Below are 20,392 nucleotides of genomic sequence, written 5' to 3' on the forward strand. Positions count from 1 at the left end.
TACGCTGCACCGCGCCGGTCGCTCTCCACCCGCCTCGCCGCTCCGCGTCCGCCGGGACCGCGTACGGATGCCGCGCGTGTGACGATGCCGGCAGAACGGGCGGGCCGATGACGACGGGCGGGGCCAGGCTGCTGCGAGGGCCCAGGGGGCCGCGCCGGGCGATCTTCCTCGAGCTCTTCTTCGACCTGGTGTTCGTCGCCACGCTCGTGCAGCTCTCGCGGGGCCTGATGCGGGACCTCAGCTGGAGCGGGGCTTTCCAGACGCTGGTGCTGCTGCTGGCCATGTGGTGGACCTGGAGCATCACCACCTGGACGACCAACCTGTACGACCCGCAACGCATGGAGATCCAGTTCCTGGTCACCGCGACCATGCTGGGCAGCCTGCTGATGGTGGCCGCGCTGCCCGACGCGTTCGGGGCCCGCGGGCTGGTCTTCGCCGGGGCGTACGTGGCGATCCACGTCGGCCGCCAGGTCTACTTCGTCCTCGCCCTGCGCGGTCACCAGTTGCAGCGCAGAAGCCTGCGACTGCTGTTCTGGTTCGGTGTGTCGGCGGTGCCGTGGTTCGCCGGCGCGCTCATGGCGGGTCCCGCGCGGCCGGTCCTCTGGACGCTGGCGGTCGCGGTCGACTACACCGGCGGGATCCTCCGCTTCCCCACGCCGGGGCTGGGCCGCTCGCCCGAATCGGACTTCCCGGTCCTGGCCGAGCATCTGGCCGAGCGGTACCGGCAGCTCTTCATCATCGCGCTCGGCGAGTTGATCCTGGTCACCGCGTTGACCCTGGGCGGTACCGGCTTCGCGGCCGAACGGATCGTGGCGTTCGTGGTGGGGTTCGCCGGCACCGTGCTGTTCTGGCGGATCTACGTCTACCGGGCCGGTGACCTGCTGCCCGCCGCCATCGCCGCGGCCCGCAAGCCGGACAGCCTGGCCCGGTGGTCCGCGCTCGCCCACCTGATCATGCTGGCCGGCATCGTGGCCACCGCGGTCGGCGACGAGATCATCATCACCCATCCGCTCGGACATTCGCAGCCGGCCTGGGTCGCCGCCATCCTCGGCGGACCCGCGCTGTTCCTGGCCGGCCGGGCCGGCTTCGAGTACGCCGTCTTCGCCCGGACGCCTTACGCCTGGCTGATCGGCATCCTCGTGCTGGCCGCCCTGGCGCCGCCGCTGCTCCACGCACCGCCGCTGCTGGTCGCCGCGGCGGCCCTCGCGGTCCTCGTCGGGGCCGCCGCCGCCGACGCGGCCCGCGCCCGTCGGCATCCGCCGCCCGCGCTGCCGTCGCCGCCCGAGTAGCCGCCGGCGCCATCCAGTCGGCGGGCCCCGTCAGATGGCGATCAGCCGACGCTGGTTGCGAAGCGGCGGATCGGCTCCGACCACGCCTTCGGGTCCCGCCACGGGAAGGTGTGGGCGCCGGCGACTTCGACGTACTCGCCCGTAGGCGGTAGGGCAGCGAGCCGGCGACCCCACCGGGACGTGCCGATCACGTCGTCGCGGCCCCGGATGACCAGCAGCGGGACCTCGAGACGGGCCACCGGTTCCTCGATCGGGTGGTCGAGGTGCGCGCGTGCCAGGTGCAGCATGCGGCCCAGCCCGGCACGCTTCCATTCGGGGCGGTGCGACTCGGTCAGCCCCGGTGGCTCGCGGCGTCCGTCCAGCCGCCAGCGGACGAACAGCCGCAGCGGGCTGCGAGCGGCGGGGTCCACCGTCGGGCTGGCAAGGACGACGCCGTGCACGTCGGGCCGGCCCACCGCGGCCTGGGCGGCGACCTGGGTGCCGCTGGAATGGTCGGCGAGCACCACCGGGCCGAGTCGTCGGGCGGTGAGCCACTCCCCGACGGCACGACCGAACTCCGGCACGGTGAGTTCGTGCGGCGGCTCGCCGCTGCCGGCAAAGCCGGGCAACTCGACGAGGTGTGCCCGGGTCCACTCGCCGAGGGCGCCAAGGCCCGGCATCAGGTAGTCGGCCACTCCCATGCCCTGCACGAGCACCAGCTCGGGCACGTCGGATCGCGGCTCGCCGACCGCCCGGCTGCGCATCCGACCCAGCGGACCGTCGTGGTACGACGTCGCCACGTCCGTCGGGAACGGTGGCGCGTACGGCTGAGGCTTGCTCCGCATACCCGGGGTTACCCGACAGCTGCGGACGGAATCGGGCGTACCGGGCGACTTTCGGGGTACCCGCCCGCGGGAGGTGAGATGAAACTACCCCGTGAGGTGGCCACCTTCGACTCCGCTTCCGCGATGGTCATGTCGATCGCCCGCTTCCTGCACGATCGCGACACGCCACCGATGGGCCGGCCGACCGGCCGCCTGCTGCGCCCGGTAGCCGCCACCGCGACCCGGCTTCCGGTCCGGCTGCGCGAGACGATCTACAGCCTCGCCAGCGGCGCCGAGGCGCGGCCGGCGGCGCGGACGGCCACCCTCGACATCGAGGACGTCGCCGCCCGGATCGTCGGCCTCTACCCGCAGCGCCGATATCCGGCGGTCGCCGTCGGCTCGTCCAACGGCGCGCTCGTCCACCTCTGCGCGGCTCTCGGTATCGCGTGGTTGCCCCAGACGCTGCTGCTGCCGCTCCGTCAGCGGCAGGTGCCCCCGGATGATCCGATGCGCGCCGTACACGCCTTCGACACCACCGCCCGGGCGCTGTTGGCGCGCAACCCCGACTTCGTCCTGCACCACCTGCATGATCCGAACCAGGACCGGTTGACGTCACGGCGGATGGCCTACTTCCGGGTCAAACGCACCCGGCTCGGACCCGCGTACGAGCGATTCCTGAACCGGACGCTCGATGCCGGCGGTGTGCTGCTGCTCGCCGAGTGCACCCGGCGATGGCCGACGACCCGCGTCGGCGAGCGACACGTCTTCCAGTTCGGTGCCCTCGGCGGGCTGGAGCCCTCGCAATACCACGAAGGCGACCCCCGAACAGCCGCGTACCTGCGCCGCTACAGAGCCGGGCGGACCCGGTGGGAGGCGCCGACGCCCGACGGCGAGAGCCCTGAGGCGGAGTGGGGGTTCGAACCGGCGCTACGGGACGACGCGATCGCGTTCGCGCGCCGGCACGGCTACCAGGTACGGCGACTCGTCTTCGACGAACCCGAGGACCTCAGCCCACTCGTCGCCGACCTGTACCGCTGGTGGTACCGCCAACGCGGCCTGCCGGCCGATCGACTGCTGGTGGAGTCGTTCATCCTGCTCGACCCCTGGTGGGCGCTGCGGACCGGTTGCGTGCCCTACTGGAGCACCTTCCCCGTCCAATCCTCCGCCGACGCCCTCGCCCGCCACCTCGATCAGTCGGACACCTACGACCACCTCCACCTCGCGCTGTTCTGCCACGGGGTGGAATCCGTGGGACTGGCACCCGTCGACCGGTGGCACGAACTGCTGCGACGCGCGCACGTGTCGGGCTCGTTCGCCGGCGTGGATCCTCGTCGCTACCCGAGCGACCTCTCGACCTTCTTCCGCTTCCAGTCGGCCCTACGGTCCATCCCCGCCCGGCACCCGATCCCCGAACCGCTCTCGCTGAGCCAGTTCGACCGATTCTTCGCGCAGCATCGCCATCGCTACCCAGCCGTGCGGCTGGACGGCTGAGCAACGGACGGCCGGGCGATCCCGGGCTCGTACCTGCCGACGCCGCGGCGGCCGGGTCAGGCGGAGCGCAGGTGACTGCGCCGGCCCTTACGCCCCGCCTCGTACGCCGTCCGGGCGGCCCGCCCCTGCTCCGTCGTCGACACCTCGGCGACCGGGACGTCCCACCAGGCGCCGGCGTCCGGACCGGCCTCGAACCGGTCAGTGGTCACGTGCACCACGGTGGTACGCGTCGCCGCCTTCGCCGCGTCCAGGGCGGCGCGCAGCTCCGCCATTGTCGACACCCGGATCAGCTCCGCGCCGAGGCTGGCCGCGTTGGCGCCCAGGTCGACCGGCAGCGGCGCTCCGGCCCGGTCGAGGTACGCGGTGCCGAGCCGGTGCGCGCCGACGCTCTCGGACAGCCGCCCGATGGAGGCGAAGCCGGCGTTGTCGACCAGCACCACGACCAGCTTGACGCCCTCGGCGACCGCAGTGGCCAGCTCGCTCGGCAGCATCAGGTAGGACCCGTCGCCCACCAGCACGAACACCTCGCGCTCCGGCGCCGCAAGCTTCACCCCGATCCCGCCGGGGATCTCGTAGCCCATGCACGAGTAGCCGTACTCGACGTGGTAGCTCTTCGGGTCGGCGCTGCGCCACAGCCGGTGCAAATCGCCGGGCATCGACCCGGCCGCGCAGACCACCACCCCCCGGTCGCCGGCGGCGTCGTTGACCGCGCCGATCACCGCGGTCTGGGTCGGCGCCACGTCCGGCGCGGCGTGCCGAGCGGTGTCCGCCACCGCCGCCCACCGCTCGCGCAGCCGGGTCACCCGCTCCCGGTACTCCGGCGGGGTCTCCCAGCCGGCGCAGGCCGCGTCCAGCGCGGCGAGGCTCTCCCGGGCGTCGCCGACCACCTGCGCGCCGGAGAGCTTCGCCGCATCGAAGCCGGTGACGTTCAGGTTGACAAAGCGCACGTCGGCGCCGAACAGGGTGCCGGAGGCGGTGGTGAAGTCGCTATAGCGGGTGCCCACCCCGAGCACCACGTCCGCGTCGGCCGCGATCTCGTTGGCCGCGGTGGTCCCGGTGACGCCGACCGCGCCGAGGGCCAGCGGGTGGTCGTACGGCATCGCGCCGGTGCCGGCCTGGGTCTCGGCCACCGGCACCCCATGTTCCTCGGCGAACCAGCGCAGCGCCTCGGTCGCCCCGCTGTAAATCACCCCGCCGCCGGCCACCACCAGCGGCCGACGCGCGGCCCGGACGATCCCGGCCGCCCGGGCCAACGCCGCGATGTCCGGCAGCGGCCGGGGCACGTGCCAGACCCGCTCGGCGAACAGCTCGTCGGGCCAGTCGTACGCCTCGGCCTGCACGTCCTGCGGCAGGGCGAGGGTGACCGCACCGGTCTCCGCCGGGTCGGTCAGCACCCGCATCGCGGCCAGCAGCGCCGCCGGCAACTGCTCCGGCCGGTTGATCCGGTCCCAGTAGCGGGAGACCGGCCGCAGCGCATCGGTGACGCTCACGTCGTAGGAGCGCGGATCCTCCAGTTCCTGCAGCACCGGGTTGGCCACCCGGGTGGCGAAGATGTCGCCGGGCAGCAGCAGCACCGGCAGCCGGTTGATGGTGGCCCCCGCCGCACCGGTGACCAGGTTCGTCGCGCCCGGCCCGATCGACGTGGTGCAGGCCAACGTGCTCAACCGGTCGGTCATCCGGGCGTACGCCGCCGCCGTGTGCACCATGCCCTGCTCGGTGCGGCACAGGTGGTACGGCAGGTCGGCCCCGGCGGCGGCCAGCGCCTCGCCGATCCCGGCGACGTTGCCGTGGCCGAAGATGCCGAAGCAGGCCGGAATCAGCCGTTGCCGCCGCCCGTCGCGTTCGGACCACTGTCGGGCGAGGAACGTCACGACCGCCTGCGCCACCGTCAACCTGGGCATCACACCTCTTTCGTTCCGGGCCGGGTCAGCGGCAGCCGCTCGTCGACCTGCTGGTCGGCCCAGCTGCCCCGGATCCAGCCGTGCCGGGGGTCGTCCACACAGGCCATGGTCCGCGCCGCGCCCGGCCCGGCCAGCACGTTGAGGTAGTACAGGTCGTAGCCGGGCGCGGCCATCGACGGCCCGTGGTAGCCGTACGGTACGAGCACCACATCGCCGGTGCGCACCTCGGCCAGCACGTCGATCGGCCGCTCCGCGGTGCCGTAGACCCGCTGGTAGCCGACCGGCCCGTCACCGGGCGCGCCGCCGGCCACCTCGAAGTAGTAGATCTCCTCCAGCGCCGCCTCCACCCGCCCGTCGGCGTGGGTGCGGTCCTCCTCGTGCTTGTGCGGCGGGTACGACGACCAGTTCCCGCCGGGGGTGAGCACCTCGACGGCGACCAGCCGGTCGCAGGCGAAGGCGTCCGGGGCGCAGAAGTTGTTGACCTGCCGGCTGGCCGACCCGGCGCCGCGCAGCTCCACCGGCACGTCCCGGGCCGCGCCGTAGCGGGGCGACAACCGGCGGGTGGCCCGCGCCGAGGGCAGGGCGAAGCGGCCCGCGCCGCGGATCGTCGCGGTGGCGTCGCGGGGCAGGTAGGCGAAGTCGGTGACCGCGGCGAACACCGACTCGCGGCCGGTCAGGTTGAGCCGCAGCCCGTCGCAGTGCACGGTGGCCGCGCCGGCCAGCGGCACGACCAGCATCTCTTCCTCGCCGGTGGCGAAGGTCAGCTCGCCGTCGGTGGGCAGGGTGAGCACCCGCAGGCCCGCGTACCGCCAGCCGGCCCACTCGGGGGTGACCTCCAGCGCCCAGGGCGGGCGGGCGGTGCCGCCCCAGGGCAGGTGGGCGTCGGCGGTCCTCATGCCCGTCCTCGCTTCGCTGCGGGCGGGAATGAGGCTCCACGCCCGCTGTGATGATGATTCGCTCGCTGCCGCTCGCTCATGCGTCCTGGCCGGTGGGCAGCAGCGAGCCGGCCAGGTCCACCGCGGCGGCCACGTCGTCGTCCGGCGGGTAGAGCAGCGCCCGGCCGACCACCAGGCCGCGCACGCCGGGCAGCCGCAGCGCCCGCTGCCAGCGCGCGTACACCACGTCCGGCGCCTCCACCGGGTCGCCGCCGAGCAGCAGGACCGGCAGCGTGGTCGCGGCCATCACCGCCTCCATCTCGTCGATCGCCGGCAGCTTCAACCAGGTGTACGCGCTGGTCGCGCCGAGCGCCTGCCCCACGCTGACGCCCTTGATGACCGCCTCCGGGCGCAGGTCGGCGCTGACCCGGCCGTTGGTGCGGGCCACCCAGAGCGGCTCGACCAGGGCGACGGTGCGGTGGGCCGCCAACGCGGTCACCGCCTGGGCGCAGGACTGCAGGGTGGAGGCGGTGCCCGGGTCGTCCGGGTCGATGCGGCAGAGCATCTTGCCGCCGTCGTAGCGCATCGCGGCGATGCTGTCGGCGTCGTACGCGGTGAACCGGTCGTCGAGTTCGAAGCTGGCGCCGGAGAGGCCGCCGCGGTTCATCGAACCGATGGCCAGCCGGTTCTCCAGCGCCCCGAGCAGCAGCAGGTCCTCCAGGATGTCCGGGGTGCCGAGCACGCCGTCGACGCCGGGCCGGGACAACGCCAGGCGCAGCCGGTCGAGCAGGTCGGCGCGGCCGGCCATGGCCATCGGCCGGTCCCGTACCCCGAGGGCGCCCCGGGCCGGGTGGTCGGCGGCGATGACGAACAGCGGGCGGCCGGGCTCGGGCCAGGGTCGGCGGGTACGGCGGGCGGCGGCTTCGGCGATCGCCTGTGGCCGGTGCGCGCGGGTGCGGGTCAGCGCGGCGTACTCGGTGCTCACCGGTCTTCTCCTGTCAGGACGGCGGTCGACGGCGCGGGCGGCGGCGTGGCGTCCCCGGCCAGCGCCGCGGTCTCGGCGTAGTCGGGCATGGCGGCGGAGCAGGCCAGGCGGGAGGCGACGATGGCGCCGGCCGCGTTGGCGAAACGCAGCGTCCGCTCCAGCGGCCAGCCGTTCAGCAGCCCGAGGCAGAGCGCGCCACCGAACGCGTCGCCGGCGCCGAGCCCGTTGACCACGTCGACCGGCACCGGCGGCACCCGTACGCTCTGCTGCCCGGTGCGGGCGAGCACCCCGGCGGGCCCGAGCTTGACCACCGCGAGCCGGGGCCCGCGGGCCAGCAGCAGGTCCGCGGCCCGGTCCGGGTCGCGGGTGCCGACCGCGACCTCCACCTCGTCGAGGTTGCCGACGGCGACGGTGACCCGGGGCAGCACCTCGGCGACGGCCGCGGTGGCGGTGGCCGGGTCGGGCCAGAACATCGGCCGGTAGTCGAGGTCCAGCACGGTGTGCGGGCGCCCGTCCCGGGCGGCCAGCGCGGCGGCGTGCGCGGCGCGGCTGGGCTGCTGGCACAGGCCGGTGCCGGTGAGCCAGAAGACGCGGGCGGCCACGATCGCGTCGAGGTCCAGCTCGTCAGGGTGGATCTGCAGGTCCGGCGCGGTGGGGGTGCGGTAGAACCAGAGCGGGAAGTGGTCCGGCGGGAAGATCTCGCAGAAGGTGATCGGGGTGGGCAGCCCGTCGACCGGGTGGACCTGGCTGTCGTCCACCCCGTACTCGCGCAGCGCCCGGTGCACGTAGTCGGCGAAGGCGTCGGCGCCGGTGCGGGTGATCACCCCCGCGCGCAACCCCTGCCGGCTGGCCGCGACGGCCACGTTGGTGGGGCTGCCGCCGAGGAACCGGCCGAACCTCTCGACCTCGGCCAGCGGGGTGCCGACCTGCAGCGGATAGATGTCCACCCCGACCCGGCCGATGGTGAGCACATCGAGCATGCGGCGCCCTCCGTCCCGGCCGGCGTCGGCGTACCCGCCGGCTCTTGCCGTCCCTGATTGGTAACAGTGCCGTGCGAGTTGTGTCAATGTGTTGTCATGACATCCGCGCTCTGCGCTCGGTGACCGCTTCGGTACAGTGGCGCCCATCATCACGCCCCGATCCCGCGCAGCCGCAACGAGGAGGCTTCCGTGACCGGCCCCGAGATCGCGGTCGACCGCAGCAGCCCGGTCCCGCTCTACTTCCAGGTCGCCGAGCAGTTCGCCGCGGCGATCCAGCGCGGTGACCTGGCCCCGGGTGACCGCCTGGACAGCGAGTTGCAGCTGGCCGACCGGTTGGGCCTGTCCCGACCCACCGTGCGGCAGGCCATCCAGCACCTGGTCGACAAGGGACTGATCGTCCGCCGCCGCGGCGTGGGCACCCAGGTGGTGCGTGGCGAGGTACGCCGGGCGGTCGAGCTGACCAGCCTGCACGACGACCTGGTCCGGGCCGGCCAGCGTCCGTCCACCTCGGTGCTGGAGCTGGCCGTCGTGCCCTGCCCCCCGGCGGTCGCCACCGCGCTCGGCCTGCCGCCCGGCAGCGAGGTGCAGCACCTGCGCCGGCTGCGCTTCTCCGACGGCGAGCCCCTCGCGGTGATGGAGAACTGGCTCCCGGTCGACGTGCCGCGGCTGACCATGGAGGCGTTGCAGGCCGACGGCCTGTACGCGATCCTGCGCGCCGGCGGCCGGCGGATCCGCGGCGCCCAGCAGCGGATCGGCGCCCGGGCCGCCACCGCCGCCGAGGCGCAGATGCTCGGCGAACGGCGCGGCGCGCCGCTGCTCACCATGACCCGTACCGCGTACGACGACCAGGGTCGCTACGTCGAGCACGGCGCGCACATCTACCGGGCCAGCCGGTACTCGCTGGAGGTGACGGTCGCCGAGCGGTGACGGTCAGTGTTTCGCGCTCATTTCAGTGACAGGTATTTACGTCGTCAAGCTGTCATGACATTGTGGCCGCAAGCACCGCCGGCGCCGGACGTGCGGCCGGCGGGCGACCCGCGAGTCTCTTCGAAGTCTCTCCTTGCGAAGGGAAGCAGCCCATGTCAGCCAAGCCGAGACACGCAGCAGGCGTGCTCGCCGCGCTCACCGCCGTCGCTCTCACCGCCACGGCCTGCGGCGGCTCGGACGAGCCCGCCGGCAAGGACGCCAAGAACATCACCCTCACCATCTCCGCCAACGCGATCGCCGGCGGCAAGAACGCCGCCGGTGCGGAGTGGATCCAGAACTGGGTCATCCCCAAGTTCGTCGAGGCGCAGAAGGCCAAGGGCGTCACCGCCAAGGTGACGTTCGTGCCCAGCGGCGTCGACGACGAGCAGTACAAGACCAAGCTGGCCCTGGACCTGCGCTCCAAGGGCGGCGCCGACGTGATCGCCGTGGACGGCATCTGGGTCGGCGAGTTCGTCCAGGCCGGCTACCTCAAGCCACTGTCCGAGGTGGCCGGTGACCAGGTCGACTCCTGGGAGGGCTGGTCGCAGATCCCGGACACCGTGCAGGGCCTCGGCTCGTTCGAGGACAAGCGCTACGGCATCCCGCTCGGCACCGACGGCCGGGTCCTCTACTACAACAAGAAGCTCTTCGCCCAGGCCGGCCTGCCGGCCGACTGGCAGCCGAAGAGCTGGCAGGAGATCCTCGACGCCGGCGCCAAGCTCAAGGCGCTGCCCGGGGTGACCCCGATCCAGATCAACGCGGGCACCGCGATGGGCGAGGCCACCTCGATGCAGGGCGCGCTGCCGTTGCTGGTCGGCGCCGGCGGCGAGGTCTACAAGGACAACAAGTGGGCCGGCGCCAGCCAGCCGGTCAAGGACATGCTCGACTTCTACGCCAAGGTCTACGGCGGCGGGCTGGGCGACCCGAAGCTGCAGCAGGAGGCGAAGGGCCGGGACAAGTCCTTCGCGGAGTTCGCCGCCGGCAAGATCGGCATCCTGGCCGAGGGCGACTACTTCTGGCGCAGCGTGGTCAACCCCAAGGACGGCATCGCCAAGATGGCCGACCGGGACACCACCGTCGGCTACGCGATGATCCCGGCCAAGCAGCCCGGCGCCGGCATCCGCGGCCAGGACTTCGTCAGCATGTCCGGCGGCGGCGTGCGGGTGCTCAACCCCAACTCGAAGTTCCCGTCCCAGGCGTGGGAGCTGCTGTCGTTCATGCACTCGGCGGAAGCGGTCAAGGCCGAACTGGCCGGCGCCGCCCGGATCACCGCCCGCACCGACGTGAACAAGGAGGTGCTCGCGGCCGACCCGATGCTCAACTTCGTCGCCGAGAAGGTGCTGCCGATCACCGCGTACCGGCCGCCGCTGGCGGTCTACCCGCAGGTCTCGGTGGCGCTGCAGGAGGCGACCGCCGAGGTCACGGCGGGCAAGAGCGTGGACGAGGCGGCCAGCGCGTACCAGAAGAAGGTCGAAGGGTTCGTCGGTGGTCCAGGTAACGTCACCTCCTGACGAGATGGTCGAGGGAGCGCGCCCGGCAACGGGCGCCTCCCCGGCCCCCGACGCCGCCGGGCTGGGCCGGGCCCGGGCCACCGGGTTCCTCGTCCCCGCCATGCTGCTGATCCTGGTCTTCCTGGTGGTGCCGGCGGCGTGGACGATCTACCTGGGCGTCACCAACTACCGGCTGACCGGGCTGGCCGCCGCCAACCCGGAGATCGTCGGCCTGGACAACTACACCCAGGCGCTGGGCGACGAGCGGTTCCGCACCTCGCTGCTGCTGACCCTCCAGTTCGTCCTCGGCTCGGCGGTCATCGGCCAGGCCGGGCTCGGCTTCGCCATCGCGTTCGCGCTGCGCGACCGGCGCGGACCGCTGCGCCGGCTGGTCGAGGGGCTGGTCCTGCTCTCCTGGATCCTGCCCAGCTCGGTGGTCGCCTTCCTGTGGATCGCCCTGCTCGACCGGGACGCCGGCACGCTCAACGCGCTGCTCGGCATCCCCGGGATGGCCTGGCTGCTCGACTACCCGATGCTGTCGATCATCATCTTCAACACCTGGCGCGGCACCGCGTTCTCGATGATGCTCTACGCCGCCGCGCTGGAGAACGTCCCCCGCTCGCACCTGGAGACCGCCCGGCTGGCCGGCGCGTCGACCTGGCAGCAGCTGCGCGACGTGGTCTTCCCCCGCATCCGCGGGCACGTGCTGACCAACCTGCTGCTGATCAGCCTCTGGACGTTCAACGACTTCGCGCCGTTCCTGATCACCGCCGGCGGCCCCGAGCAGCGCTCGGAGATCCTGCCGGTCTACGTGTACAAGGTGGCGCTCTCCGGCGGCGAACTCGGCTTCGGCGCCGCCATCTCGTTCCTCATGCTGCTGATCAACCTGGTCATCGCGCTGGTCTACCTGCGCATGCTGGGCCGGCGGAAGGAGCCGGCGTGACCACCACCACCGCACCGTCCGCACCCACCACCGAGCCGACCGGCGACGGCCCGACCATCGCCGTACGGCACGTGCTCGCCCGGATCGGCCGCTACACGTTCCTCTGCGTCGTGCTCGGGTTCTTCGCGCTGCCGCTGCTCTGGCTGGCCACCGCCCCGTTCGACGACACCCCGACGATCACCGCGTCGCTGCCGCAGTTCACCCTGGACAACTTCCGCGCCCTGCTGGACAACCCGTACGCGCTCAGCTCGCTGCTCAACTCGGTCTACCTGGCCGGCGGCACCGCGGCGCTGGTGGTGGTCTTCGCCGCGCTCGCCGCGTACGCGCTGAGCCGGGTGCGGGTGCCCGGCCGCGACGCGCTGCTCTACGGGCTGCTGCTGCTGTCCTCGATCGTCACCGGCACCGCCACCATGGTGCCGCTGTTCGAGCTGGCCTTCCGGCTCAACCTGATCGACTCCCGGCTCGGCGTCATCCTGATCCTCAGCGGCGGGCTGCTGCCCGCGGCCATCTTCATCCTCAAGGACTTCATGGACTCCACCCCGACGTCCTACGAGGAGTCGGCCCGGGTCTTCGGCGCCAGCCCGTTGCAGATCATGCGGCACATCGTGGTGCCGGTGGTCCGCCCCGGCCTGGCCACCGTCGGGGTGTGGGCGGTGGCCAACGTGTGGGGCAACTTCCTGGTGCCGTTCCTGCTGCTGCGCGGCCCCGACAAGGCCCCCGCCGCGGTGATCATGTACACCCTCTACACCGAGGGCGGCCAGGCCGACCTGCGGCTGCTCTCCACCTTCTCGCTGCTCTACTCGCTGCCGGTGGCGCTCATGTTCGTCTTCGTCAGCAGCCGGTACGGATTCCGCTTCCACGGAGGGATCAAGCGCTGATGTCCGCCATCACCATGCGCGAACTGACCAAGGTCTACCCCGGCGGAGTACGCGCCCTGGACGCCCTCGACCTGGAGATCGCCGACGGCGAGTTCTTCGCCCTGCTCGGCCCGTCCGGCTGCGGCAAGACCACGCTGCTGCGCACCATCGCCGGGTTGGAGATCGCCTCCGGCGGCAGCGTGCACATCGGCGAGCGCAACGTCACCAACCTGCCCCCGGGCAAGCGGGACGTGGCCATGGTCTTCCAGGACTACGCCCTCTTCCCGCACATGACCGTGCAGGAGAACATCGCCTACCCGCTGCGGATCAAGAAGGTCGACCGGCGTTCCCGCGCCGACAAGGCCGCCGAGACCGCCGACGAACTCGGCCTGTCCGGGCTGCTGGCCCGCCGCCCGGGGCAGCTCTCCGGCGGCCAGCAACAGCGGGTCGCGCTGGCCCGGGCGATGGCCTGCCACCCCCAGGTGTTCCTGCTCGACGAGCCGCTGTCCAACCTCGACGCCCGGCTCCGGCTGGAGGCGCGCACCTTCCTCAAGCGGCTGCAACGCGAACTCGGCGTCACCACCGTCTTCGTCACCCACGACCAGGCCGAGGCGCTCGCCCTGGCCGACCGGATCGCGGTCATGGAGGGCGGCCGGATCCGCCAGGTCGGCACCCCCACCGAGGTCTTCCGCCGCCCCGCCAACACCTTCGTCGCCGGCTTCATCGGCTCCACCCCGATGAACCTCGTCGACGCCCAGGTGGACGGCGACGAACTGACCGTGGGGCGGGCCCGGCTGCCGCTGCCCGACGACGCCCGCGGCCAGGTCACCGACGGCGAGCGGCTGGTGTACGGGGTGCGGCCCGAGTACCTCGACTACTCCCCCACCCCGGTCCCCGGCGCGCTGACCGGACAGGTCGTGGTGGTGGAGAACCTGGGCAGCGTCTCCCTGGTCTCGCTGGACGTGCCCGGCGACGACACCGCCGACGCCGCCGACGCCGACGCGACCGGCGACGGCGGCACAGCCGGGGACGGCGGCGGGCGGACCAGCGTGCAGGTGGTGGTCGCCGAGGGCGGCGAACCCGAACCGGGCGACACCGGCTGGGTGGTGCCCCGGCCCGGCCGGTCACTGCTCTACCGCGACGGCGACCTGGTCACCGCCGGCGAGACGGCCAGCGTGCCGGCCCCACGCGCCGGTGCCGGCGTACAGGGCTGAACATGGTCACGCACCGGGGCAGGTGGACCCTCCAGGACCGGGCCGACGACGTGCTGCGGTCCCTGCCGGTCACCGTCGCGCCCGGCACCGCCGCGCTCACCGTCCGGCTGGACTACCCGCGCGCGGCCGGGGTGCTCGACCTCGGCTGCGTCGGGCCGGCCGGCTTCCGCGGCTGGTCCGGCGGCGCCCGCGACGGCTACACGATCACCGCCGACTGGGCCACCCCCGGCTACCTCCCCGGCGAACTGGAACCCGGCGAGTGGCAGGTGCTGCTGCGGCTGCACCGCATCCCGCCCGACGGGCTGGCGTACGAGGTCACCGCCACCACCAGCACCGCCGCGCCACCCGCACCCGAGCCGCCCGCCGCGCCGCCCCGCCCGGACCGGCCGCCCCGCCGGGACCTGCCCGGCGTCGACGGCCGGCACTGGCTCGCCGGCGACCTGCACGCGCACACCGTGCACAGCGACGGCGCGCAGACCATCGACGAACTCGCCGCCCTCGCCGCCTCCCGCGGCCTGGACTTCCTCGCCGTCACCGACCACAACACCGTCAGCCACCACCCGTGGCTGCCGGCCGCCTCCACCCGCTACGGCATCAGCCTGCTGCCCGGCCAGGAGGTGACCACCGACCGGGGGCACGCCAACGTCTTCGGCCCGGTGAGCTGGGTCGACTTCCGCCGGCCACCGGACGAGTGGCTCGCCGCCGCCCGGCGCGACGGCGGGCTGATGTCGGTCAACCACCCGCTCGGCGGCGACTGCGCCTGGCGGCAGCCGCTGGCCGACCGCACCCCGCTGGTTGAGGTCTGGCACTCCGGCTGGTGGGACCGCACCTGGGGCGCCCCGCTGGCCTGGGCGCGGGCGTGGCGGGCGGACGTCGTACCGGTCGGCGGCAGCGACTACCACCGCCCCGGCGCCGACGCGCTGCCCGGCTCCCCCACCACCTGGGTGCTCGCCGACCGCGACGCCGCACCCGAGCACGCCGTGCTGGACGCGCTGCGCGGCGGTCGTACCGCCATCTCCGCCGACCCGGACGGGCCGCTGCTGCTGCGCCTCGGCGACGAGCTGCTGGTGCTCGACGCCGACGGCGCGCTGCTGGCCTACCCGGACGGGCGGCACCGGCTGGTCCGCGGCGACCGGTGCCTGCTGCCGGCCGGCGACGGGCTGCACGTCCTGGAGTCCCACCGCATGGAGGTGATCGCACTGTGCAGCTGACCGGACGCACACGGGTGGCCGGCGCACCCGTCAACTACGGCATCTACCAGCCCACCGGCGCACCCGTCGGCCCCGACGACCTGCTCGCGGCGCTGGCCGACGACGGCTACACCGGGGTGGACTCCGGCCCGATCGGCTACCTCGGCACCGGCGAGGCCCTCGCCCGCCGGCTGGACGCGACCGGCATCGCGCTCGCCGGCGGCTGGGTCGACCTGCGCTTCGCCGACCCGGCCGGCTTCGCCGAGGACCTGGCCCAGCTCGACGCGGCGCTCGACGTGTTCACCGCCGCGCCGGCCGACGACCCCCGGTTCGCGCCCCGGCCGACCCTGGCCTGCCCCGGCAACCCGGCCCGGATGGCCCGCCCCGGCACCCCGACCGACCTGACCTCGGCGCTGCCCGCCGCCGCCTGGCCGGACTTCGCGGCCCGGGTGCAGCAGGCCGCCGACCGGTGCCGCGACCGCGGCCTGGAACCGGTGTTCCACTACCACCTCGGCACCGACGTGGAGACCGAGGCGGAGGCCGACCGGCTGCTCGAACTCACCGACATCGCCATCTGCCTGGACACCGGGCACCTGGCGCTGGCCGGCGGCGACCCGGTGGCCGCGGCACGCCGCTGGGCCGGGCGGATCGGCCAGGTGCACCTGAAGGACGCCGACCTCGCCGCGCACGCCCGGGTCCGGGCCGCCGGCGGCGGGCTGATGGACGTGGTCGCCGCCGGTGGCTTCTGCGCCCTGGGCCGCGGCGACGTCGACCTCGCCGGGGTGCTCGCCGGCCTCGACGCCACCGGCTACACCGGCTGGCTGGTGATCGAGCAGGACGCCCCCGCCGACGGCCGGGACCTCGACCGGATCCGCGCCGACCAGCACGCCAACCTCCGCTGGCTGCAGGAGGCGCTGCGATGACCGAGCCGGGCAAGCGGATCCGGATCGCGGTGGCCGGGCTGGGCATCATCGCCCGCACCGTGCACCTGCCGCTGCTGCAACGCCGGGGCGACCTGTTCGAGACCGTCGCGCTGGCCGACCTGTCCCCGACCCGGGTCGCCGAGCTGGGCGAGCGGTACGGCGTGGAACCGGCCCGCCGGTACACCGACGCGGCCCGGATGGTGACCGACGGCGGTTGCGACGCTGTGCTGCTGGCCACCTCCGGCTCGCACGGCGAGCTGGCCGCGCTGGCGCTGCGCGCCGGGCTGCCGGTGCTCTGCGAGAAGCCGCTGGCGTACACGCTCGCCGAAACCGACCGGCTGACCGACCTGGCCGGCGGTGGCACCGCCCTGATGGTCGGTTACATGAAGCAGTACGACCCGGCGGTGGCCGAGGCGGCACGGCTGCTCGCCGAGCTGGGCGGCGCGGAGCGGGTACACGCGGTGGAGGTGACCGTGCTGCACGCCGGCGGCGACCGGCAGCTGCGCTTCGCCAACCTGCCCCCGGCCCCCAGCGACGTGCCGGCCGAGGAGGCGGCCCGGTTCACCGCCGCCGACCGGGCGCTGCTGGACGCCGCCGTCGGCGCCGACCCGGGCGCCCGCACCCTCTACCAGATCCTGATCAACAGCATCTCGCACGACCTCTCCCTGCTGCGGCTCTTCACCGGCGCGCCGGCCACCGTGGAGCAGGTGGCCACCTGGCCGCTCGCCCCGGCCGGCCCGGCCGAGCCGTCGGTGGAGATCAGCGGGCGACTGCCCGGCGGCGCCCGCTACGGCATCCGCTGGCTCAACCTGCCGGACTACCCGGCCTACCGGGAGACGGTCACCCTGCACCACGCCAGCGGCTCACTGGAGCTGGTGTTCCCCTCGCCGTACCTGCTCAACGCGCCCACCACGCTGACCGTGGTGGACGAGCACGGCGGCGGCGAGCGGCGAGCCACGTTCCGATCGGTGACCGAGGCGTTCGAGCAGGAACTGGTCGCGTTCCACGCGATGGTGACCGGGGGCGCCGCGCCGCTGACCGGCATCGCCGAGGGCGCGGCCGACGTACGGACCAGCCAGCAGGTGGTACGCCGCTACGGGGAGCTGACCGGGGCGGCGATCGGCGGAGAGGCGGCGAGCTGATGGGGCGACCGACCGAGATCATCGTGGTGCCGCACACCCACTGGGACCGGGAGTGGTACGAGCCGTTCCAGCGGTTCCGGCTGCGGCTGGTGGCGCTGCTCGACGAGGTGTTCGACCGGATGGAGCGCGACCCGCGGCAGCGGTTCACCCTGGACGGGCAGCTCGCCGCGGTCGACGACTACCTGGAGGTCCGCCCGGAACGGCGGGAGCAGGTGATCGCCCTGGTCCGCGCCGGGCGGCTGGCGGTGGGCCCGTGGCAGATCCTGCTGGACGAGTTCCTCTGCTCCGGGGAGAACATCGTCCGCAACCTGGAACGCGGGCTGGCCCGCAGCGCGGACCTGGGCGGCGCCATGCCGGTCGGCTACCTGCCCGACATGTTCGGCCACATCGCCCAGATGCCGCAGCTGCTGGCCGGCGCGGGGCTGGCCCACGCCTGCGTGTTCCGCGGCGTGCCGGAGCGGATGCACCGGCACGCGTTCGCCTGGCAGGCGCCCGACGGCACCACCGTGCGCACCGAGTACCTGCCCGGCGGCTACGGCAACGCGGCCGGGCTGATGGAGGACCCGGCGCAGATCACCCGCCGGGCCGCCGACCTGGCCGGCACGCTCGCCGAGTGGCGGTTCGCCGGCGAGGACACCCCGGCGCTGGCGATGTACGGCACCGACCACGCCGCCCCGGCACCGGACGCCCCCGACCTGCTCGCCGCCGCCGACCTCGCCGACACCCGGCTGCGGCTGGGCACCCTCGCCGAGTACTTCGCCACCCAACCGACCACCGTCGACGGTCTGCCCGTCGTCCGGGGCGAGCTGCGCTCGCACGCCCGGGCCAACATCCTGCCCGGCGTGATCTCCGTCCGGGCGCACCTGAAGCGGGCGATGAACCGCGCCGAGCGGCGGGTCGAGCGGTACGCCGAACCGCTCGCCGCGCTCACCCACGACGCCTCGGTGCAGCGCTTCCTCGACATGGCCTGGACCCGGCTGATCGACGCCAGCTGCCATGACTCGGTGACCGGCTGCGGCTGCGACGAGACCGCCGAGCAGGTCGCCGCCCGGCTCGCCGAGGCCGACCAGCTCGGCCGGGCGGTCTGCGACCTGGTCGGCGCGCGGCTGGCCGCGGCCGTGCCCCGGGACGGCTACCTGGTGTTCAACCCCACCCCGGCGGCCCGCACCGCGCTGGTCTTCCTGGACGTGGCGGCACCGGCCGACGCCACCGTGGCGGTGGCCGACGCCGCCGGCCGCGGCGTCGCCGCCCAGGTCCTCGACCGGGGCCGGACGCTGCTCGCCGACGACGTGGTGCCGGCGGCCGACCTGCCGGCCGTACTCACCCGGGTGCACGGCCGGGAACTCTACGGCCAGGAGGTCGCCGCCTGGTCGGTGTCGCCGGACGACGCCACCCTGACCTTCCAGGTGGCCCGGCACGGCGACCCGGCCTTCGACGTGGCGGACGTGCGGCTGGCGCTGGCCGCCGCCGGGCGGCACGACCGGTGGCGGGTACGCATCCTCGCCGCGCCCCGCGCCACCGTCGCCGCCCTGGTCGAGGTGCCGCCGCTCGGGCGCGCCGCCGTGCGGCCGGTGCCCCTGCCGGCGACGGCGGATCCCCGGTTCGCCGCGGTGACGGTGGCCGGCCGCAGCGTCGACAACGGGCTGCTGCGGGTCGACGTCGCCGAGGACGGCACGCTGGCGCTGACCACCCCGGACGGGGTGACGGTGGACGGGGTCGGCCGGGTGGTCGACGGCGGTGACGTGGGCGACAGCTACAACTACGCCCCGCCGGCCGCCGACGAGGTGATCGACAAGCCGCGCGCGGTGCACACGGTGGTCCGCCACGACGGGCCGCTGGTCGCCGTCCTGGACGTGGTGCGGGAGTACCGCTGGCCGGTGGCCGCGGACGTCGACGCCGGTTCCCGCGCGGTCGACCACGAGCCGATCGTCGTCACCACCCGGGTGGAGCTGCGCTGTGGTGAGCCGTTCGCCCGGCTGCGGGTCGAGTTCGACAACCGCTGCGACGACCACCGGGTCCGGCTGCACCTGCCGCTGCCGTCCCCGGCCGACACCTCGTTCGCCGAGGGTCAGTTCGCCGTGGTCGAGCGGGGGCTGACCGCGGAGGGCGGCGGCGGTGAGGTGCCGCTGCCCACCTTCCCGGCCAACGGGTTCGTCGCCGCCGGCGGGCCGGACGGCGCCCTCGCGGTGCTGCTCACCCAGCCCACCGAGTACGAGCTGACCGACTCCGGCCGGGAACTGGCGGTCACCCTGCTGCGGTCGATCGGCATGCTGTCGCGCAACCGGCACGCGCTGCGCGACGAGCCGGCCGGCCCGCAGCTGCCCACGCCCGAGGCGCAGTGCCGGGGCCTGCGTACGGTCGAGCTGGCGGTGCTGCCGTACCGGGGCGGCTGGCACTCCGCCGGGGTGCTGGCGGCCGCCGAGGCGTACCGGCACGAGCTGCTGGCCTTCCCCGGCACGGCCGACGCGGCCATCGACCTGCCGGCGCCGACGGTCGGGCTCGCCGTGGACGGCCCCGGCGTCGCACTGACCAGCGTGCGGGACCGCGCCGGCCGCACCGAGGTGCGGCTGGTGGCGCAGACGCCGGCGGACACCGTCGCGGTGCTCGGCGGCGCCGCCGTCCGCGAGGCGTGTCGGGCCGACCTGCTCGGCCGGCCGGGCGAGCCGCTGGCGGTCGACGGTGACGGGCTGGTCCGGGTGCCGCTGCGGGCCTGGGAGATCGCCACGGTGCAGCTCGACCTGAGCTGATCCGGCGGGGGCCCGGCCGGCCGGGCCCCCGCCGCGGGTCGGTGGCCGAACGGCCGAGCCGGTGTGGTCCGGACGACCCCGGTGCGGCCCGCCGGGCGGACAGCGGCTCCCGCCTGTCCGGATTAGGTTCCCGTCGGACACCGGGATTTTCGGGCGAAAACACCCTCATAACCGGCGCGGCGTAACGGAAGTGGGTTTCACCCGCGCTGAAACTGGTGAAGGTGGGCCCAGCACCTGCGCCCAAGGGGGGATCATTCGTGTCCGAAACCAGTCTCGACCGGCCCGAACAGCAGGCCGACCGGCCCGAAGAGGTGACCGACCCGCTGCTGTGGAAGTTGGCTCTGGAGGTGGCCGACGCCCACGAGCCGGACGGCGACGGCGGCTGCCGCAACCTGCTCTGCGCCGGCCAGCCCTGGCCCTGCGCGGCCTGGAACAACGCCCAGCACGCGCTGAGCGTGGCGCGGGCCGACGCCGCGCCGTCGGCTGCCGCCGACGCCGACGGGAGGGAGCCGGCCACCGGCTGGTCCGCCACCCCGCCGGCTCAGCGCCGGCCGGCCTCCCGGGTCGCCGCCTAACCACGCTCGTCGCACCGATGC

At 74.1% G+C, this 20,392-nt stretch carries 17 protein-coding genes; 12 read left to right on the top strand and 5 right to left on the bottom strand.

Annotated elements, in window-relative coordinates; all coding sequences use genetic code 11:
• The first annotated feature begins 107 nt into the window (after positions 1 to 107).
• Positions 108 to 1,289, top strand: a complete 1,182-nt coding sequence (locus GA0070609_RS14780) for a low temperature requirement protein A (protein WP_088994347.1) — start codon at positions 108 to 110, stop codon at positions 1,287 to 1,289.
• Positions 1,290 to 1,330: 41 nt separating this feature from the next.
• Here the strand turns inward: GA0070609_RS14780 and GA0070609_RS14785 are convergent, their stop codons facing one another.
• Entirely contained in the window at positions 1,331 to 2,113 is a 783-nt protein-coding gene (locus tag GA0070609_RS14785) for an alpha/beta fold hydrolase (RefSeq protein WP_088994348.1), read from the bottom strand.
• Positions 2,114 to 2,191: 78 nt separating this feature from the next.
• On the opposite strand from GA0070609_RS14785, the gene GA0070609_RS14790 reads away from it, so the two are divergent.
• On the top strand, positions 2,192 to 3,583 hold the full coding sequence (locus GA0070609_RS14790; RefSeq protein ID WP_088994349.1) for a hypothetical protein: 1,392 nt from the start codon (positions 2,192 to 2,194) through the stop codon (positions 3,581 to 3,583).
• 56 nt (positions 3,584 to 3,639) lie between these two features.
• Here GA0070609_RS14790 and iolD read toward each other — a convergent pair whose 3' ends face one another.
• From iolD to iolC, 4 genes are all read right to left on the bottom strand, one after another.
• Entirely contained in the window at positions 3,640 to 5,484 is a 1,845-nt protein-coding gene (gene iolD, locus GA0070609_RS14795) for a 3D-(3,5/4)-trihydroxycyclohexane-1,2-dione acylhydrolase (decyclizing) (protein ID WP_088997739.1), read from the bottom strand.
• On the bottom strand, positions 5,484 to 6,380 hold the full coding sequence (gene iolB, locus GA0070609_RS14800) for a 5-deoxy-glucuronate isomerase (RefSeq protein WP_088994350.1): 897 nt from the start codon (positions 6,378 to 6,380) through the stop codon (positions 5,484 to 5,486). Before iolB ends, iolD begins: the two co-directional genes overlap by 1 nt.
• Positions 6,381 to 6,456: 76 nt before the next feature.
• On the bottom strand, positions 6,457 to 7,344 hold the full coding sequence (locus GA0070609_RS14805; RefSeq protein ID WP_088994351.1) for a Cgl0159 family (beta/alpha)8-fold protein: 888 nt from the start codon (positions 7,342 to 7,344) through the stop codon (positions 6,457 to 6,459).
• Positions 7,341 to 8,324, bottom strand: coding sequence for a 5-dehydro-2-deoxygluconokinase (gene iolC / locus GA0070609_RS14810; RefSeq protein WP_088994352.1), 984 nt, complete (start codon positions 8,322 to 8,324; stop codon positions 7,341 to 7,343). The genes GA0070609_RS14805 and iolC overlap by 4 nt, the downstream gene beginning before the upstream one ends.
• Positions 8,325 to 8,513: 189 nt before the next feature.
• Here iolC and GA0070609_RS14815 point away from each other — a divergent pair, with 189 nt between their 5' ends.
• From GA0070609_RS14815 to GA0070609_RS14860, 10 genes are all read left to right on the top strand, one after another.
• Positions 8,514 to 9,251 (top strand): GntR family transcriptional regulator, encoded by a 738-nt coding sequence (locus GA0070609_RS14815; protein ID WP_088994353.1) that lies wholly within the window; start codon positions 8,514 to 8,516, stop codon positions 9,249 to 9,251.
• Between the two features lie 152 nt (positions 9,252 to 9,403).
• Positions 9,404 to 10,801: an extracellular solute-binding protein gene (locus GA0070609_RS14820; RefSeq protein ID WP_088994354.1), complete on the top strand. Its 1,398-nt coding sequence runs from the start codon at positions 9,404 to 9,406 to the stop codon at positions 10,799 to 10,801.
• A 4-nt stretch (positions 10,802 to 10,805) separates the two neighbouring features.
• A complete protein-coding gene (locus GA0070609_RS14825) occupies positions 10,806 to 11,723 on the top strand; it encodes a carbohydrate ABC transporter permease (RefSeq protein ID WP_088994355.1) in 918 nt (305 codons plus the stop codon).
• A complete protein-coding gene (locus GA0070609_RS14830) occupies positions 11,720 to 12,601 on the top strand; it encodes a carbohydrate ABC transporter permease (protein WP_197700294.1) in 882 nt (293 codons plus the stop codon). The genes GA0070609_RS14825 and GA0070609_RS14830 overlap by 4 nt, the downstream gene beginning before the upstream one ends.
• Positions 12,601 to 13,794: an ABC transporter ATP-binding protein gene (locus GA0070609_RS14835; RefSeq protein ID WP_088994356.1), complete on the top strand. Its 1,194-nt coding sequence runs from the start codon at positions 12,601 to 12,603 to the stop codon at positions 13,792 to 13,794. Before GA0070609_RS14830 ends, GA0070609_RS14835 begins: the two co-directional genes overlap by 1 nt.
• A 2-nt stretch (positions 13,795 to 13,796) precedes the next feature.
• A complete protein-coding gene (locus GA0070609_RS14840; RefSeq protein ID WP_088994357.1) occupies positions 13,797 to 15,005 on the top strand; it encodes a CehA/McbA family metallohydrolase in 1,209 nt (402 codons plus the stop codon).
• Positions 14,996 to 15,907, top strand: a complete 912-nt coding sequence (locus tag GA0070609_RS14845; RefSeq protein ID WP_197700295.1) for a sugar phosphate isomerase/epimerase family protein — start codon at positions 14,996 to 14,998, stop codon at positions 15,905 to 15,907. The genes GA0070609_RS14840 and GA0070609_RS14845 overlap by 10 nt, the downstream gene beginning before the upstream one ends.
• The gene (locus GA0070609_RS14850; RefSeq protein WP_088994358.1) at positions 15,904 to 17,049 is read left to right on the top strand and encodes a Gfo/Idh/MocA family protein; all 1,146 of its coding nucleotides are present in this window, start codon (positions 15,904 to 15,906) and stop codon (positions 17,047 to 17,049) included. The genes GA0070609_RS14845 and GA0070609_RS14850 overlap by 4 nt, the downstream gene beginning before the upstream one ends.
• Positions 17,049 to 19,796, top strand: coding sequence for a glycoside hydrolase family 38 N-terminal domain-containing protein (locus GA0070609_RS14855; protein ID WP_088994359.1), 2,748 nt, complete (start codon positions 17,049 to 17,051; stop codon positions 19,794 to 19,796). The genes GA0070609_RS14850 and GA0070609_RS14855 overlap by 1 nt, the downstream gene beginning before the upstream one ends.
• Before the next feature lie 257 nt (positions 19,797 to 20,053).
• Entirely contained in the window at positions 20,054 to 20,371 is a 318-nt protein-coding gene (locus tag GA0070609_RS14860) for a hypothetical protein (RefSeq protein ID WP_088994360.1), read from the top strand.
• The last annotated feature ends 21 nt before the right edge of the window (positions 20,372 to 20,392 follow it).

Origin of the sequence: Micromonospora echinaurantiaca (assembly GCF_900090235.1) — a bacterium.
GTDB lineage: Bacteria > Actinomycetota > Actinomycetes > Mycobacteriales > Micromonosporaceae > Micromonospora > Micromonospora echinaurantiaca.